Source organism: Fulvimarina manganoxydans, assembly GCF_900176465.1.
Taxonomy (GTDB): Bacteria; Pseudomonadota; Alphaproteobacteria; order Rhizobiales; family Rhizobiaceae; genus Fulvimarina; species Fulvimarina manganoxydans.
In genome coordinates, this window is sequence record NZ_FWXR01000006.1 from 171,589 (window position 1) to 186,333 (window position 14,745).

Sequence of the window (14,745 nt, forward strand, 5' to 3'; positions counted from 1 at the left end):
GGGCATGGCCGGACCTTTCGGCGCGCAAGCACAACAGATTTTCTCGAATCTTTCGAGCCTCGGGCCCCGCAAGCTGGGCGCCCTCGGCATCGTCGGCCTGCTCGTGGTCGTGCTGGTGGGGCTCGGCAGCTATTTCCTCTCGCGTCCCGATATGGAGACCCTTTATTCGGGTCTCGACCGCACGGACGTCACCCGCATCGGCGCGGCGCTCACCGAAGCGGGCATTTCCTTCGACGTGAATGCCAAGGGCGACGCCATCCTCACGCCCTTTTCCCAGACGGCGCCGGCGCGCATGCTGCTCGCCGAGAAGGGCCTGCCGCGCTCGGAAAATGCCGGCTACGAACTCTTCGACAATATCGGCTCGATCGGCCTAACCTCCTTCATGCAGGAGATCACGCGGGTGAGGGCGCTCGAAGGCGAGATCGCCCGCACGATCCAGTCGCTCGCCAATGTGCGGGCCGCGCGTGTACATATCGTCCTTGCCGATGAAGGCTCCTTCCGGCGCGAGCAGCGCAAGCCATCGGCGAGCGTCGTCATCCGTACCGACGCCTCGGAGGATTTCGCCTCGGCCTCGGCCATCCGCTATCTCGTCTCCTCCGCGATTCCCGGAATGACGCCCGAAGAAGTGACGATCCTCAATTCGGACGGCACGCTCCTGGCCTCAGGCGACGACAGCGTATCCAACGCGCCCTCCAAGCTCTTCGGCATCGAGAAGATCATGTCGAACAGCGTCGAGGATTCGATCCGCCGCACGCTGGCGCCCTATCTCGGCGTCGGCAATTTCCAGACCTCGGTCACCGCGCGGCTCAACACGGATCGGCGCCAGATCTCCGAGCGCACCTTCGATCCCGACGGCCGTGTCGAGCGCTCGATCCGCTCGGTCAAGGAGACCAATCAAAGCCAGAACGCCACTCAGAACGAGCCGGTCGGCATCGAGCAGGACATTCAGGCGGCCGATCAGGTTCAGGGGACCGGTGGCGGCGAGACGTCGACCGACGAGAAGGAGCGCCGCGAGGAGCTTACCAATTACGAGATCAACGAAAAGACCGTTCAGACCGTCTCGGAAGGCTATGATGTCGAGCGTCTGTCCATCGCGGTCGTCGTCAACCGCCAGCGGGTGATGGACGCGATCGGCGAGAACGCCAACGACGCCGATCTCGCCCGCCGCATCGAGGAAATCCGCAACATCGTGGCGACGGCGGCCGGCTATTCGGAAGCGCGCGGCGACCAGATCGAGGTGACGGCGGTCGACTTCCTCGACGGCGGCACGGCGCTGGAGCCCATTCCGGGTCCGGGTCTCGGCGAATTGTTCATGCGCCAGTCCGGCACGCTCATCAACGCCTTCACCATCCTTGCCGTCGCCGCCCTCATCATCTGGTTCGGCCTGAAGCCGGCCATCCGGGCGCTCTCCGGCCCGCAGCCGGGCGAAGAGCAGATCGGCGGGCTCGATCTCGCCGCCGCCGGCGGGCTGGCTGGACTGGACCTGCCCGATACCAGCGGTCTCGGCGCTCTGGGCGAAGGCATCGACCAAGGTTCGGACGATATGTTGAGCTTGGGCGGCGGCACACCGTCCTTCCTGGAGAACTTCTCCGCCAATACCAACTCGCCCCAGGCGCGTCTCGAAGCCCTGATCGACATGGACGAGAACCATGCGGCCAATGTTCTGAAGCAGTGGCTCAAAGAGAAAGAAGCAGCGTAAGCCATGATCCCTCTCGCACAGTACCTCACCGAACGTGACGGCGAGTCCGGCACCGGCTTTCAAGATCTCGGGCAGCGCGCGCCAAAGCGCGCCGCCAAGCCCAAGTCGGCCGCCTTCAAGGCGATTGGCAGCGGGAATGGCCGCAAGGCGGACAAGGACGAATTCCAGCGCATTCCTCAGCCGGGTCGGGGCCGTCAGGCCGAGCCGCGGCGCGAGCAAATGGCTGCCTCCGACGTCGATGCGGCGGCGCTCTTCGCCCAGATGGAAGACGAGTTGCGCAGTCGGGCCGGGCAGGACAAGCCGCGTCAGGATGCCCGCGCTCTTCAGAACGAATTGCGGGCGAGCGCGCCGGGCGTCGATTCGGCCAAGGCCCTCGATCGGGCGCGCGAGGCGGCCTATGAGCGGGGCCGCGAAGAGGCCCTGGCCGAGGCCGAGGCCGAGCGCGATGCGGCGGTTGCCGCCGCCATCGAAGCCGAGCGCGAGGCCGCGGCCGAACGCCAGGCCGAGGCGCTGGCGGCCGCGCGCGCCGAATGGTGCGAGACGGAATCCAGCCAACTTGCCGGAGCCTTGTTGGAGCAGACCGATCGCCTGGCCGCGGCCCTGAAGGTGACACTGACCAGCGTTTTGAAGCCGGTCGCCCTTGGTGCCCGTCGCCGCCAGACGGTCGCCGAGCTGGTCGAGACGGTGGCGTCGCTGACTTTCGACGGTCGCGCGCTTGGCCTGAAGGCGTCCGGGTCGGCCGATCTTCTGGAAGCGCTCGAGGCAGCACTCGGCGCAAGAGCCGGTCTCGTCAGCTTCGAACCTGTGGACGGCAAGGCCGATGTGCGGATCGTCTGCGACCAGACCGTCATTGAGACACGCCTCGCCGACTGGCGCTCGGCCTTCGAAAAGGCGCTCGCATGAGCCAGACAGGCGGGGCGGGACACCGCGAACATCAGGAAATCATCATCGTCCGCCGGAAGAAGGGTCATGAAGACGGGCACCATGGCGGCGTGTGGAAGATCGCCTTTGCCGACTTCATGACGGCGATGATGGCCTTCTTCCTCGTGATGTGGCTGACAAATTCGTCAGACGATTCGACGCGCAAGCAGGTCGCGCAATATTTTAACCCGATCAAGATGACCGACTCGGCCCCGTCCTCGCGCGGGATCGAGAAGAAGGACGATCAGGGCAAGCGCAAGGACGAGACGCAAGGCCAGGTCGACGCGACCGTCAATGGCGATCCGAGCGGCAAGCCGATCGCAGGCGAGGAGACTGGCGGCGAGGAGCAGGCGCTCTTCCGCGATCCTTATGCGGTTCTGGCCGAGATCGCGGCCGAGAGCGTCGCGAGCGGGGCCGGCGACAAGGAGGGCGAGCCCGACGGTTCAGGGCTTCCTGGGCTCAACGGGGGCGACGCCTATCGCGATCCCTTCGATCCGGCCTCCTGGCAGCTCTCGCCCAATATGCGTGAGGCCGGGGGCGATCTCGAAGATCTGCCGCCGTCCGAATTCAAGACTGCTGTCCTGCCGCCCGAAGGCGCCGAGGACGAGTCCGAAGCCGAGAGCGAGACGGCGACCGACACGGCTGACGCGTCGCAAGAGGCTCCTGCCGCCGCCGAGTCCAAGGTGACGACGGCCGGCGAAGAGACCGAGCGCGTTGCCGAACTGAAGAAGGAGATCGAGGAGAAGCTTGCCTCGATGGGTGAGGGCGTGCCGGCAAAAGTCGAAGTTTCCGAAGGAGACGGCGGGGTCAAGATCTCGCTCGCCGACGACTTCGCCTCAGGGATGTTTTCGGTCGGCTCGGCCCGCCCGAATGCGGAAGCCGTCGCCATGATGGAGAAGATCGCCGACGTTCTGAAGGAGCGCCAGGGACAGGTCGTCATTCGCGGCCATACCGATGCGCGGCCCTTCAGCGGCGATGGCGAATATGACAATTGGCGCCTCTCCACCGCCCGTGCCCACATGGCCTATTACATGCTGGTGCGCGGCGGGTTGCAGGAAGCCCGCGTCCAGGCGATCGAGGGCTTCGCCGATCGTGAACCCAAGGATGCGGCCGATCCTGAGGCCGCCATCAACCGCCGCATCGAAATCTTGCTCGTTGAGCCTGCCTGATGTTTCGTCGCTATCGCCACCGCCTGGTCGTTTCGGCCACTCGTCTCGGCCTCGTCTGCGCCATGACCATGACGGTCGCCGCCGCGTCGGCGATCGAGCCGGCGAAGGACAAAAATGGCGTGCCACAGGAGCGCGTGCGTGCGGCAGCCGAGGCGGCAAGGCTGCAGGAACTCGACAACCAGCGCCTCGCCGGTGGTCGTTCCGGCGCCTCCAAAGCCGGGACCGCACCGTCCGGTGGCATGGCGGGCCATCCGGTCATCGATGCGATCCATAGCGGTCGCATCGACGGGCATGTGCCCCCCCAGGAGGTGCGCCCGGTCGAAGAGCCGGTGGCTGTCGCCGGGACCGAACCATTGGATATGATCGATCCAGGTGACGTGAACGGCTTCGATCCAGCCGAGGAAGACTGGTCCTTTCTTCAGCCTAAAAAGAAGGTCGACGACGAAGCGCCGGTGACGGCGGATGCCGTCGCGAGCCAGTCTTCGGAGCCGATGATCGATAGGCTGACGACGGCGAGCGCATCGGCACACGCCGAGGCGCCGACGAGTGCCCATCAGGATGCGGCCGAAGCCACGCATGGCGAAGCGCGGCACGCAGCGGCTGGTCATGATGAAACGGGCCATGACGAGGCCAGTCACGAAGAGACCGGCGATGACGAAACCGGCCATGATGAGGCTGGTCACGGCGAGGAAGGCCATGGCGTCGATGGCGAACACACTGGCACTCCGGCCGAATGGGAGACCACGCGCAGCCCGATGCCTTACGAGATCGTGCGGTCTCTGCAATTTCTGCAGGATCAGGTCGCGCGGGGCAACAAGGCGGCGATCCGCGTTCAGGCGCGTCTCCTGAAATGGTTCGGGCCTTCTCTGGTTCGCCGCGCGCCGGAGATCTGGGACGATCGGCGCAATGTCCGCGCCGCTGCGCTCTTTGTCCTTTCGGGCGGTCCGCCGTCGGTCTTGCGTGACCTCATCGCGCGCGGTGTCTTCGAAGAGCACGACATGCCGCTTCTGGAAGGCTCTCTTGCCTATGCCGAGAACAAGCTGGAGCTCGCTCTGGAAAAGCTGTCGGCGATCGATCTGAGCCGGGAGGAAACCGTCTTTGCCGCACAGGTCAATCTCGCGCTCGCACAGCTCCTTCAGGAGAAGCAGCCTGCCGAATCCCTGAAGCGCCTGGAAGCCGTCATGCTTGCGGCGCCCGGCACGCTTCTCGACGAGGCGGCGCTGCGGCTCGGCGTCCTGCTTGCCGAAGACATCGGCGAAACGAAAAAGGCCGATCTTTATGCCCGGCAATATTTTGATCGCTATGCAGCCTCAGTCTATGCTGGCAATTTTCGGGCGCGCTTCTCCGCAGTCTATTCGATGCGGCCTCAGGGAACCGAAATCGATACGATCGAGACGCTCAAGAATGCCCTTCGTCTTCTGCCGCCGGAAGAGCAACTGGCCCTGTATCTCTCCGTCGGTCGCCGGGCGCTCGTCCTCGGCAATTTGAAACTCGCGGCGATGGCGTCTGCGCGCGCGCTCACCTTCGAAGATGCCTCGCCCGAAGATCGGCAAAGGGCACTGCTCTATTCCGTCGCCTCCACGCTCTCGGAGCGGGACGAAGGCGAAATGCGGGCGATGCTGGCCTCGATCGAGGACCAGCGTCTGCACAAGGCCGACTTGGCGTTGAAACGAGCGGTTTTCGACGTGGTGAACGCCATTCGCGCGCCGGTCGATATGGCTGAGGCAAGCGAGGCGGGCGAATCTGTCGTCGACAACAAGGTCCTGGCGCGTGCCAATTCGCTGCTTCAGGCGGTCCAGAACGATTTGGAGACTCTCGACCAATGACAGCTGTGCAGATGACGGCGGTCGCCGAGACCACGGCCAAGAGCTCGCGCTCTTCTTCGAACAGCCAGGAAAGCGATGGGGCGAAAGATCTGTTCGAGAGCCTGGTGAAGAACCAGGGTAAGAACGCCGGCACGGCAAAGTCCGAGAATCAGGGCGAAGGCGAACAGGACGCTGGCGAGGTTTCGGAGAAGGAGGAGCGATCCTCTAAAGCATCATCGGGCGCCAAAGGGCGCATCGGCTTCGAACGCATGCTTGCCGGAACGGGCGAGGGGAGCAATGCCTCCAGCTCCGAAGAGATGGCGACGGGGGGCGAGGGGGCCGCTTCCACCGAAGGGGAAGGGGCCGAGATGGCCGGTCTCGCCGCTGCGGCGACGGCGCTTCGAGCCGGCGAAGCGGCAAAGCAGACCGGAAAGACGAACCTGCCTGGTTCGCAGAGCCCAACCGCTACGCCTCAGCCAGCAGACGAGTTGATCGACGCAAAATTGCCCCCCCGGGACGCCCCGCGGGCCGACGCGGCCGCCCGCTTTGGCCGAAATGCGATGCCAAGTGGTGGCGAAGAGGGACAAAAGCTCGGCCGGGCCGATTTCGTCTCGATGCGAACGGATTTCGAACCGGTCAGTGTGCGAGAGGCGTTTGCTGCGCTCGGTTCGCCGGGATCGGCGGTCGCGGCCATGCGCAAGCGCGCCGAGCTGGGCACCACGCTCGGTGCGATGCGCAACGGCGACGTGCCGATCGGCAGCAAGGACGCAGCGACGGGACTGGCCGCGCAGGACGACGGAACCGGCGATCTCGCGGACACGATCGCGCGTCTCGCCGATCGCGCATCGGGGCGCCACGCTCATGCCACTCGGATTGCCGAAGCGCGCGCCGACGGACCGACTATCCAGTCTACTGGCGACGGGAGGGGAATGATCGAGCGCAAGATCGATGCGTCCGAACCCTTCGGCCGTCAGATCGGTGCCGTGATCGCCGGGGAGATGGGACAGGCGCGCCTACCCAATGCTCCAAACCCCACAGGCAGCTCGGGATCGCCCGCCGGTTCGAATGCGCCAAGCGGCGAGAACATGCGCATGCGCGCCGGCGGCGCCGCCCTCAAGACTTTGGAAATTCAGCTGCAACCGGCCCATTTCGGCAAGCTCGAAGTGGTGATGCGGGTGGTCGATGGTCAGATGGCGATTCAGCTGTCCGTGACCGAAGCCGAAACCATGATGCGTCTCGAAGACGATCGCGAAGGTCTTCGCTCGGTGCTCAAATCAGCTGGATTCGACGTGGATGATGCGTCGATCAGCATTACCCTTCGCGATCAGGGAGCGCCTCAACGACAGGTTGCCGCCTCCGACGGGGCGCAAATGGGCGCTCGCCTGGGGCAGGATGCCGGTGCCGGTGCTGGAGCGGGCGGACGTCCGGGCAGCGATGGACGCCAGCCCCGCGACGGATCGGGTGCGGCATCCCTGCAGCATCACGAGGGGGCTGGCGAAAGCCGTCCCGCTGAGCTCGAACGTGGCCAGCGCTCGTCGAATTCGGGCCTTTATCTCTAATCTTCGATCGCCTTTTTGCCGAACGCGATCCCTTGGATCGGGTTCGGCTGGCGCCGGCCGCGTCCTGATCGAAGGGCCAAGCGAAAGCTCCCGGATCGACGGCGGCTCTGTCGACCTTCACCTTGCGAAATTCGCACTCCTTTTTTCGCCATAGATCGATCCGGCCCACTTGGCGAAGTGTGTCTTGGACCCTTTGCGTCCGATGTCGTACGAGCAACGCAAATCGGACGGAAAGCGAATTCATACACGAAGGGCATAAAAAAATTAGTTAGAATTTACATATGGTTAACGCGGCCTTGGCCGGAAATGGTTAAGGGATCACTAAATTTCAGGATAGGCGCAAGACTCGCGTCAGGTTACCTCTTACCCATCGGTTAACGCGGCGGGGGCCGGAGGGAAAAATCATGATCGTGATCGTTGATAATCGTGAGCTGGTGACGAGCGGATATCAGTCTCTCTTCGCTCGGGAAGGCGTTTCGGCGGCCGGTTTCGGCGCGGACGAGTTCCAGGAGTGGGTCGAGACCGCACCGGAATCCGATCTTTCGGCTGTCGAAGCATTCCTCCTTGGTGACTTCGATGAGCGGACCGCTTCCACTCGCATCATCCGCTCGCGCTCCAAGGCTCCGATGATCGCTCTTTCAGAGAACCGCAATCTCGACGGCACGCTCGATCTTTTCGCGGCCGGTGTCGACGACGTGGTCTCCAAGCCGGTCCATGTGAAGGAGATCCTTGCCCGGGTCGGCGCCATCCGCCGCCGCGAGGCCAGCGAGGCCGCCCGCACCGTGGTCGGCGAGATCGCCATCTACCAGGACGGGCGTGACGCCGAAGTCGCTGGCAAGGCTCTCGCACTGCCGCGCCGCGAGCGCCGCATCCTCGAATACTTGGTCTCCAATCGCGGACGCCGCGTCTCCAAGCAACAACTCTTTTCCGCCATCTACGGCATCTTCGACGAGAACGTCGAAGAGAACGTGATCGAGAGCCACATCTCCAAGCTGCGCAAGAAGCTCAAGATGCGCCTTGGTTACGACCCGGTCTCCTCCAAGCGCTATCTCGGTTACGGCATCGGCGTCGACTAAGACGAAGAGTTAATAATCTTTTAAAATAAGAAATCCGTCGCGAATTGTTCGCGGCGGATTTTTCGTTTTTCAAGAGCTTCGTTGCTATCAGGTTGTCCGTCAGATCAGGGCAAGCTTCGACACTTACCACTCTCGTCAACGAGAGATCGGAGGCAACGGCGATGGTCGCGTGTTTGGGGCCAGGCGGAGAGGGCGGACATATGTCGGTCACCCTCAGCGCGAAGCAGCCGCAGGCCGATCCACTAGGGCGCGGAGCTGATGTGCAGGCGTTCTGTGCGCTCTCCCGTCGTTTCATTCGAGCCTGAAGGCTGTCCTTGCCATGTCGCTACTGTCCGTACTCAGCAATGCCCGCTCGTCTTTGTCGGTCACCTCGCAGCAGACCGCCGTCGTGTCACGGAACGTTGCGAACGCGCAGGATCCGACCGCGACCCGCAAATACGCCAATTCGGTTTACACAAGACCTGGCGCCGTCGAAATCCGGTCGATCTCCCAATCGAGCGACCCGGCGCTCTATCGCGCTCTGATCAATGCCCAGTCGAGCCTCGGCACGAACGAGACGATCGCGGACTCCCTCGACCGTCTGCGGGAGGTGATCGGCGACGTCGATTCGCCGACCTCGCCTTCCTCGTCCCTGGCCGCCCTGAAGGATGCGCTGACCGATCTCGCCGCATCACCGGAAAGCCCGCAATTGCAACGCGCTGCCGTCGACAAGGCCAAGGCCATGACTGCCAGCCTCAACACCGCGAGCGACGCCGTTCAGGCGATGCGCAAGGATGCCGACACCGAGCTGAAACAGTCGGCCGACGCCATGCGCAAGCTCCTGTCGGACCTTGAGACGGTGAATAATGGCGTGGTGGTCGGGACCCGCAGCGGCAACGACGTCACCGATCTCGTTGACCGCCGTGACCAGATCGTCGCGGAGATTTCGAAATATGTAGGCGTTTCGGTCCGCGGCCGCGGCGACAACGACATCATCCTGACCACCGATTCCGGCATCGTCATGTTCGACAAGATGCCCCGATCGATCGAGTTCACGTCGACGAGTTCATTCGATCCCTCGATCCGAATGGACAATGGGACCGCCGCACGCCGGCCCGGCGCCTTCAAGATCGACGGGGTCGATATCTCGGCGAACGGGTCCATGCCCGTGCGCTCGGGCAGTCTTCAGGGGCTCCTCCAGATTCGCGACGAGATGGGCCCGGAGTTTCAGGAAAAGCTCGACATGATGGCGCGAGGCCTCGTGACGCAGTTCACGGAATCCGGCGGGCCCGGCCTCTTTCAATCGGCGAGCGGCGCAGATCCGATCACCGCCCGCTCGATCATGGTCGCGGCCCGCGTGGATTACACTGCTGGTGGCGACGCGTCGCGCCTTCGCGATGGAACGGTGAACGCGGCCAGCACCAGCCCGAACACGGCCGGTGACTCCGGCTATTCCCAATGGCTCAACACGCTGGTCGGCAAGGTTACCAATCCGTTGAACCTTGCGCCCTACGACTGGAGTTCGACGGCGCCGCCCGCCTTCGGAGACGCTCAGAATTCCAGCCTCGTCGACTTCTCCGCCGCTTCGATCGCTTGGCTCGAAGGCAAGCGCGCCGATGCGACGGAGGGCAGCAGCTATCAGAAGATCATGGTGTCTCGCGCCCAGGAAACCCTGTCGAATTCGACGGGCATCAATCTCGACGAGGAAATGACGCGCCTCCTCGATCTGGAGCGCTCTTTCCAGGCTTCCACGAAGCTCATCGCGACGGTCGGCGAAATGCTCGACCAGCTCATCAACATCGCCTAAACCCAGGAGCCTGATCGATGTCGGATTTTCTCGTCTCGTCCATAGGACTCTCGGGCGCTCCGCGAATGGCGGTGTATCGCGCTCAGGAAGAGCTGGCGATTGCCCAAAAGGAGGTCGTGACCGGCCGCTACGCCGATGTGGGCCTGTCCCTCGGGGTCTCGGTCAGCCGCACGATTTCCATGCGCGGGCAGCTGTCGAACACCGAGAAGTTGATCAGCGCCAATACGGCGATCGCCCAGCGTTTCGAGACGATGCAGGCGGTCCTGGAAACCGTCGCGCAGACCGGGGACGCGTTGAAAGCGTCAATCATTGCAAATGGCGCCTCGGACGTCTCGATGCGGGTCAATCGGCAGGGAGGCGAGTCCGCTATTGGGCAACTCATTGGAGCGCTCAACACGTCTTTCGGATCAAGGTCGTTGTTTTCGGGCGCGGCGGCGGACCAACCTGCGATGCGATCGCCCGTTTCGACAGATTTTGCGACTTCTTCTGCCAAGACGGCGATCGAAGCCGCATGGACGGGGTTGCTCGCCGGACGACAGCCAAACCAAGTGACCGGTGCCGAGCTGACCAATTTCCTCGACACACAGTTCGAGACGCTTTTCAACGATGCAAATTGGGAAGCCGACTGGTCTCAGGCTTCGGACGGGGCGATCGATAATCGGATCGGCGACACGGAAACCATCCAGACGTCTCGTTCGGCGAATGAGGCAGCGTTTCGCGGGCTCATGAAATCTTACGTGATGATTTCTGCACTTAACCCTGAAGAGCTCGGCGATGAGGCGCGTCAGGTTCTCACAAGGCGGACGCTGGAAACTCTCGATAAAGGTCTAACCGATCTCAACACCATGAGGACTGAGATCGGTGGATACCAAGAGCGCGTCAAGCTTGCCAACGAAAATCTCGAGAACCGAGCTAAAATTCTTGAAGTGTCCGTTGCGGAGATTGAGGAGGTTGACGTCTATGAGGCGTCGACACGCGTGACAAATCTCAGAAATCTTCTGGAAACATCCTATGCCGTCACGGCACGTATCTCTCGGATGAGCATTCTTAACTATCTCTAGACGGAAATGTCGCACTCTAGATCGATCTGAGCTCCGATTTGGCCTTGTCGCAGAGGCCGAGCCGACGCCCAAAAGACCGTACCGCCATGAGTTGCCGATCAGGGCAAGGCGGGTCATACCCAAGAGGTTTCGATGTATCAGTTCTCTTACGCGGAAGTGGCTCAGGACACGGCGGCCGACGCACGCGAGCGCGAACGAATGGCCCTGGACCATTCGATCGATCTTCTGCGCCGGGCTGAAGCGAGCGGTCCGCGCTCGCGTGACGCCATCGAGGCCATTCACGCGACGCGCTCGCTTTGGGCTCTCCTCGTGGAGGATCTGGCGAGCTCCGAGAACGGCCTTCCCGACAATCTGCGGGCCGAGCTCATCTCGATCGGCCTTTGGATCATGCGCGAGGCCGAAGCCATCCGGCTCGGCAAATCCACTAATTTCCAGGGCATTCTCGAAATCTCCCAGATCATTCGCGACGGGCTCAACTGATGGCGACGCTTCGCATCTCTCTCAGAGCCGGCGAGCGCATCTTCATCAACGGCGCCGTGCTCAAGGTCGACCGTAAGACGACCCTCGAATTCCTGAATGACGTGACCTTCCTTCTGGAAAGCCACGTCATGCAGGCCGAGCAGGCGACGACGCCGTTGCGCCAGCTCTATTTCATCGTGCAGATGATGCTGATGGACCCGGCCAATAGCGATGCACCGCGCGATCTCTTTGCCAAGTCGCTGCCGGCCATGCTGAAGACCTATTCGAACCGCGACATTCTGAGCGGCCTTCTGGAATTGGAAGAGCTGATCGGGCGCGGCCGGGCCTTCGAGGCACTCAAGCGTCTGCGCGTACTGATCCCGATCGAGGACACGATCCTCGGCAAAGAGGATGACAATGTCCGCTCGCTTCCGCAGATGGATCGCAGCGAGCGTCAACTGGCCGTTGGAGGTATGTCATGAGCGTTTCCGCCGTTTCCAGCGCGCCCAAGGCTGCCGAGGCCGGTGCGACCGGCATGACCCAGGCATCGGCCAAGGCCGGTATGGATTATGATGCCTTCCTGAAGCTTCTCGTCGCCGAGATGAACAATCAGGACCCGCTGAATCCGACCGACTCCACCGAATATGTTGCGCAATTCGCGTCCTTCTCGACGGTCGAGCAGTCGATCCAAACCAATAAGCGGCTCGACACGATGATGGCGGTTTCCGCGCTGACCCAGGCCGACGCTTTGATCGGGCGGACCATGACGTCGAGCGACGGATCGGTCTCCGGCGAGGTCAGCAGCATTCGCGCCGTCGATGGCGGCATCCAGGCGACGCTGACCAGCGGCAAGACGATCATGCTGGGTGGCGGGGTCGCCGTTTCCTAAGGCTGGGACAGCAAGAAGGGCATCGCCTGATGCCCTTGCGCTTCTCTTGAACAACGGCCCCGAGGTTGGGGCCAGGTCTCAATGTCTCGCCAATCAGAATGAGCCCTTTCGCGAGGCGAGCCCTTGCGCGAGATCGTGACTATGACGGCACGACTCTGACCTTGCAAATATGGTTAACGAGCGCTTTCGCACGCGCCGCTCCTTTGCAAGCCGCGTCCAAGAGACGCCCACCCAAATATTCTTTCGGCGTGCATCGGGACACATTATCCATGAACGAAGCAGAAGCCATCGATATCGTCCAGAACGCCATCTGGACGATCGTGACCGCCTCGGGCCCGGCCGTCGCCGCGGCCATGGTGGTCGGCGTGATCATCGCGCTCTTCCAGGCCTTGACCCAGATTCAGGAAGTGACGCTCACCTTCGTGCCGAAGATTCTCGCGATCTTCATCGTGATCGCAATCACGGCCTCCTTTACGGGGGCGCAAGTCTACGCCTTCACCCAGGAAACCTATTCGCTGATCGAGACCGGCTTCGATCGCTAAGCCGGTTACGGTGCGCAAGGCGCAGCCGCGACGACGTCGCTCGAGACAAGTCTCGCGACAGCCAAACTCTTTAACACCGAGTTTGCAGACGGAAGGCGCCATGAGGGCGTCATGCCGGTTCTCATAGCCTCAAGAAGGTGACTCGAATGGCCGAGACCGACCTGCCGGACACCGAGGGCCTGCCCCAGAAGAAAAAGGGCGGCGGCATGATGCCGGTGATCCTCGCTTTCGTCATCGTCACGCTGGTGGGCGGCGGCGGCGGCGCGCTGCTTGGGATGATGCTCGGTGGCTCAGCGCCTGCCGGCGAAGCGGACGTTGCGGCCGAACATGGTGCCGAGGCTGGCGCGAAGGCTGAGGGCCACGAAGGCGAGACGGCCAAGGCCGATGGCCATGGCGATGCCAGCCTGATCGAGATGGCCGACGAAAAAGCGCCGTTGACGCTCGTCCCGCTCAAGCCCGTTCTGACCAATCTCTACAACCCACCAGAATCCTGGATCCGCATCGAGGCCGCGATTGTGGTCAAACCCGATGGCGAGACCAATCCGGAAGTCCTGGCCGCTGAAATCGAAGCCGATACGCTGGCTTTCGCGCGATCCCTGCAGATCGCCCAGGTCGAGGGAACCAGGGGTCTGCTCCATCTGCGCGACGATCTTCGCGAGCGCGCCAAGCTGCGCTCGCCGGCCGTCGTCGATTATCTGATTCAGGCGATGGTGGTCGAATGAGCCGCCGTCACCTCGCCCTTTTCACGGGCCTCTTCGCGCTGGCCTTCGCGCTCAGCCAGCCGGCGCTCGCCCAGGTCGCGAGCCCTTCGGCTCTCGCCGATCTTATCCCCTCCGGTGATGCCGCAGCCTCCGGCCGCATCGTTCAGCTCTTCGGTATCCTGACGGTCCTCTCGATCGCGCCGGGGCTTCTGGTGATGGTGACTTCCTTCACCCGTATCGTCATTGCCCTGTCGATCATGAGGACCGGTCTCGGTCTCCAGACGACACCGGCGAACCTTATCCTCATCTCGCTCGCTCTGTTCATGACCTTTTTCGTCATGGCGCCGACCTTCGACAAGGCTTGGCGGGATGGCTTGCAGCCGCTTCTGGAGAACCAGATCGACGAGGAAGAAGCCTTTTACAGGATCACCGATCCCTTCAAGGAATTCATGCTCGGCCAGGTCAGGCCGTCCGATCTTGCATTGTTCGGCGACATGGCCGCCGCCAACGACCGCGACCGCGTGCAGCCGGAGGAGCAGGGGGCCGCCGACGAACGCGATGTCGATCTGCGCGTTCTCATCCCGGCCTTCATGATCTCGGAATTGCGCCGTGGCTTCGAGATCGGCTTCCTGATTGTTCTGCCCTTCCTGGTCATCGACATGATCGTTGCGACGCTGACCATGTCGATGGGCATGATGATGCTGCCGCCGACTATCATATCCTTGCCGTTCAAGATCCTGTTCTTCATCCTGATCGATGGCTGGAACCTGCTCGTCGGCTCGCTGGTGCGCTCTTTCTTCTGACGAAGACAGAGTGTCAGGCCCAGGGCCGATCAGGCCTCCGGGCTGGCGAAAAGGGGCGGATAATTGGCATTGCCGCGCCGTTCCGCGCCCCACGGAACGACGCGGCGCTGCCCGGCCGATGGGGGTCGGCCGAGGGAAGTAAACAGTCGACCTCGGGCCGAATCATGGTGACACGGGACTCCTGTGTGTTTGGGATAGTGTAGAGTGAGTGCGGGAAGGAGACCGACGGGACCCTGATCGCCCACGGGTAGATCGTGGCATGGCTCGATCCCTTC

General features: G+C 62.8%; 14 protein-coding genes. All 14 read left to right on the forward strand.

Annotated features, from left to right (window positions below; genetic code table 11):
- The first annotated feature begins 4 nt into the window (after window positions 1–4).
- On the forward strand, window positions 5–1,699 hold the full coding sequence (fliF, locus tag B9A15_RS09490) for a flagellar basal-body MS-ring/collar protein FliF (protein WP_084409806.1): 1,695 nt from the start codon (window positions 5–7) through the stop codon (window positions 1,697–1,699).
- A 3-nt stretch (window positions 1,700–1,702) separates the two neighbouring features.
- Window positions 1,703–2,602, forward strand: a complete 900-nt coding sequence (locus B9A15_RS09495; protein WP_084409807.1) for a hypothetical protein — start codon at window positions 1,703–1,705, stop codon at window positions 2,600–2,602.
- On the forward strand, window positions 2,599–3,789 hold the full coding sequence (locus B9A15_RS09500; RefSeq protein WP_084409808.1) for a MotB family protein: 1,191 nt from the start codon (window positions 2,599–2,601) through the stop codon (window positions 3,787–3,789). The genes B9A15_RS09495 and B9A15_RS09500 overlap by 4 nt, the downstream gene beginning before the upstream one ends.
- Window positions 3,789–5,615: a hypothetical protein gene (locus tag B9A15_RS09505; RefSeq protein WP_084409809.1), complete on the forward strand. Its 1,827-nt coding sequence runs from the start codon at window positions 3,789–3,791 to the stop codon at window positions 5,613–5,615. Before B9A15_RS09500 ends, B9A15_RS09505 begins: the two co-directional genes overlap by 1 nt.
- Window positions 5,612–7,153: a flagellar hook-length control protein FliK gene (gene fliK, locus B9A15_RS09510; RefSeq protein ID WP_084409810.1), complete on the forward strand. Its 1,542-nt coding sequence runs from the start codon at window positions 5,612–5,614 to the stop codon at window positions 7,151–7,153. Before B9A15_RS09505 ends, fliK begins: the two co-directional genes overlap by 4 nt.
- Window positions 7,154–7,557: 404 nt before the next feature.
- Entirely contained in the window at window positions 7,558–8,229 is a 672-nt protein-coding gene (locus tag B9A15_RS09515; protein WP_084409811.1) for a response regulator transcription factor, read from the forward strand.
- Between the two features lie 319 nt (window positions 8,230–8,548).
- Complete coding sequence (gene flgK, locus B9A15_RS09520) at window positions 8,549–10,015, forward strand: flagellar hook-associated protein FlgK (RefSeq protein ID WP_084409812.1); 1,467 nt, start codon at window positions 8,549–8,551, stop codon at window positions 10,013–10,015.
- Window positions 10,016–10,032: 17 nt separating this feature from the next.
- Window positions 10,033–11,076 (forward strand): flagellar hook-associated family protein, encoded by a 1,044-nt coding sequence (locus tag B9A15_RS09525; protein ID WP_084409813.1) that lies wholly within the window; start codon window positions 10,033–10,035, stop codon window positions 11,074–11,076.
- Window positions 11,077–11,208: 132 nt separating this feature from the next.
- Window positions 11,209–11,556, forward strand: a complete 348-nt coding sequence (gene flaF / locus B9A15_RS09530; RefSeq protein ID WP_084409814.1) for a flagellar biosynthesis regulator FlaF — start codon at window positions 11,209–11,211, stop codon at window positions 11,554–11,556.
- Complete coding sequence (flbT, locus tag B9A15_RS09535) at window positions 11,553–12,017, forward strand: flagellar biosynthesis repressor FlbT (protein WP_084409815.1); 465 nt, start codon at window positions 11,553–11,555, stop codon at window positions 12,015–12,017. Before flaF ends, flbT begins: the two co-directional genes overlap by 4 nt.
- Window positions 12,014–12,424, forward strand: a complete 411-nt coding sequence (gene flgD, locus B9A15_RS09540) for a flagellar hook assembly protein FlgD (protein WP_084409816.1) — start codon at window positions 12,014–12,016, stop codon at window positions 12,422–12,424. Before flbT ends, flgD begins: the two co-directional genes overlap by 4 nt.
- 269 nt (window positions 12,425–12,693) lie before the next feature.
- Window positions 12,694–12,966, forward strand: coding sequence for a flagellar biosynthesis protein FliQ (fliQ, locus tag B9A15_RS09545; protein ID WP_084409817.1), 273 nt, complete (start codon window positions 12,694–12,696; stop codon window positions 12,964–12,966).
- Window positions 12,967–13,112: 146 nt separating this feature from the next.
- The gene (locus B9A15_RS09550; protein ID WP_084409818.1) at window positions 13,113–13,688 is read left to right on the forward strand and encodes a flagellar basal body-associated FliL family protein; all 576 of its coding nucleotides are present in this window, start codon (window positions 13,113–13,115) and stop codon (window positions 13,686–13,688) included.
- Window positions 13,685–14,470: a flagellar type III secretion system pore protein FliP gene (gene fliP / locus B9A15_RS09555; RefSeq protein WP_084409819.1), complete on the forward strand. Its 786-nt coding sequence runs from the start codon at window positions 13,685–13,687 to the stop codon at window positions 14,468–14,470. Before B9A15_RS09550 ends, fliP begins: the two co-directional genes overlap by 4 nt.
- Window positions 14,471–14,745 lie beyond the last annotated feature (275 nt).

Coding starts and splice junctions, on each gene's coding strand:
- fliF (WP_084409806.1), top strand. CDS start 5: ATGGCCGGACCTTTCGGCGCGCAAGCACAACAGATTTTCTCGAATCTT.
- B9A15_RS09495 (WP_084409807.1), top strand. CDS start 1,703: ATGATCCCTCTCGCACAGTACCTCACCGAACGTGACGGCGAGTCCGGC.
- B9A15_RS09500 (WP_084409808.1), top strand. CDS start 2,599: ATGAGCCAGACAGGCGGGGCGGGACACCGCGAACATCAGGAAATCATC.
- B9A15_RS09505 (WP_084409809.1), top strand. CDS start 3,789: ATGTTTCGTCGCTATCGCCACCGCCTGGTCGTTTCGGCCACTCGTCTC.
- fliK (WP_084409810.1), top strand. CDS start 5,612: ATGACAGCTGTGCAGATGACGGCGGTCGCCGAGACCACGGCCAAGAGC.
- B9A15_RS09515 (WP_084409811.1), top strand. CDS start 7,558: ATGATCGTGATCGTTGATAATCGTGAGCTGGTGACGAGCGGATATCAG.
- flgK (WP_084409812.1), top strand. CDS start 8,549: ATGTCGCTACTGTCCGTACTCAGCAATGCCCGCTCGTCTTTGTCGGTC.
- B9A15_RS09525 (WP_084409813.1), top strand. CDS start 10,033: ATGTCGGATTTTCTCGTCTCGTCCATAGGACTCTCGGGCGCTCCGCGA.
- flaF (WP_084409814.1), top strand. CDS start 11,209: ATGTATCAGTTCTCTTACGCGGAAGTGGCTCAGGACACGGCGGCCGAC.
- flgD (WP_084409816.1), top strand. CDS start 12,014: ATGAGCGTTTCCGCCGTTTCCAGCGCGCCCAAGGCTGCCGAGGCCGGT.
- fliQ (WP_084409817.1), top strand. CDS start 12,694: ATGAACGAAGCAGAAGCCATCGATATCGTCCAGAACGCCATCTGGACG.
- B9A15_RS09550 (WP_084409818.1), top strand. CDS start 13,113: ATGGCCGAGACCGACCTGCCGGACACCGAGGGCCTGCCCCAGAAGAAA.
- fliP (WP_084409819.1), top strand. CDS start 13,685: ATGAGCCGCCGTCACCTCGCCCTTTTCACGGGCCTCTTCGCGCTGGCC.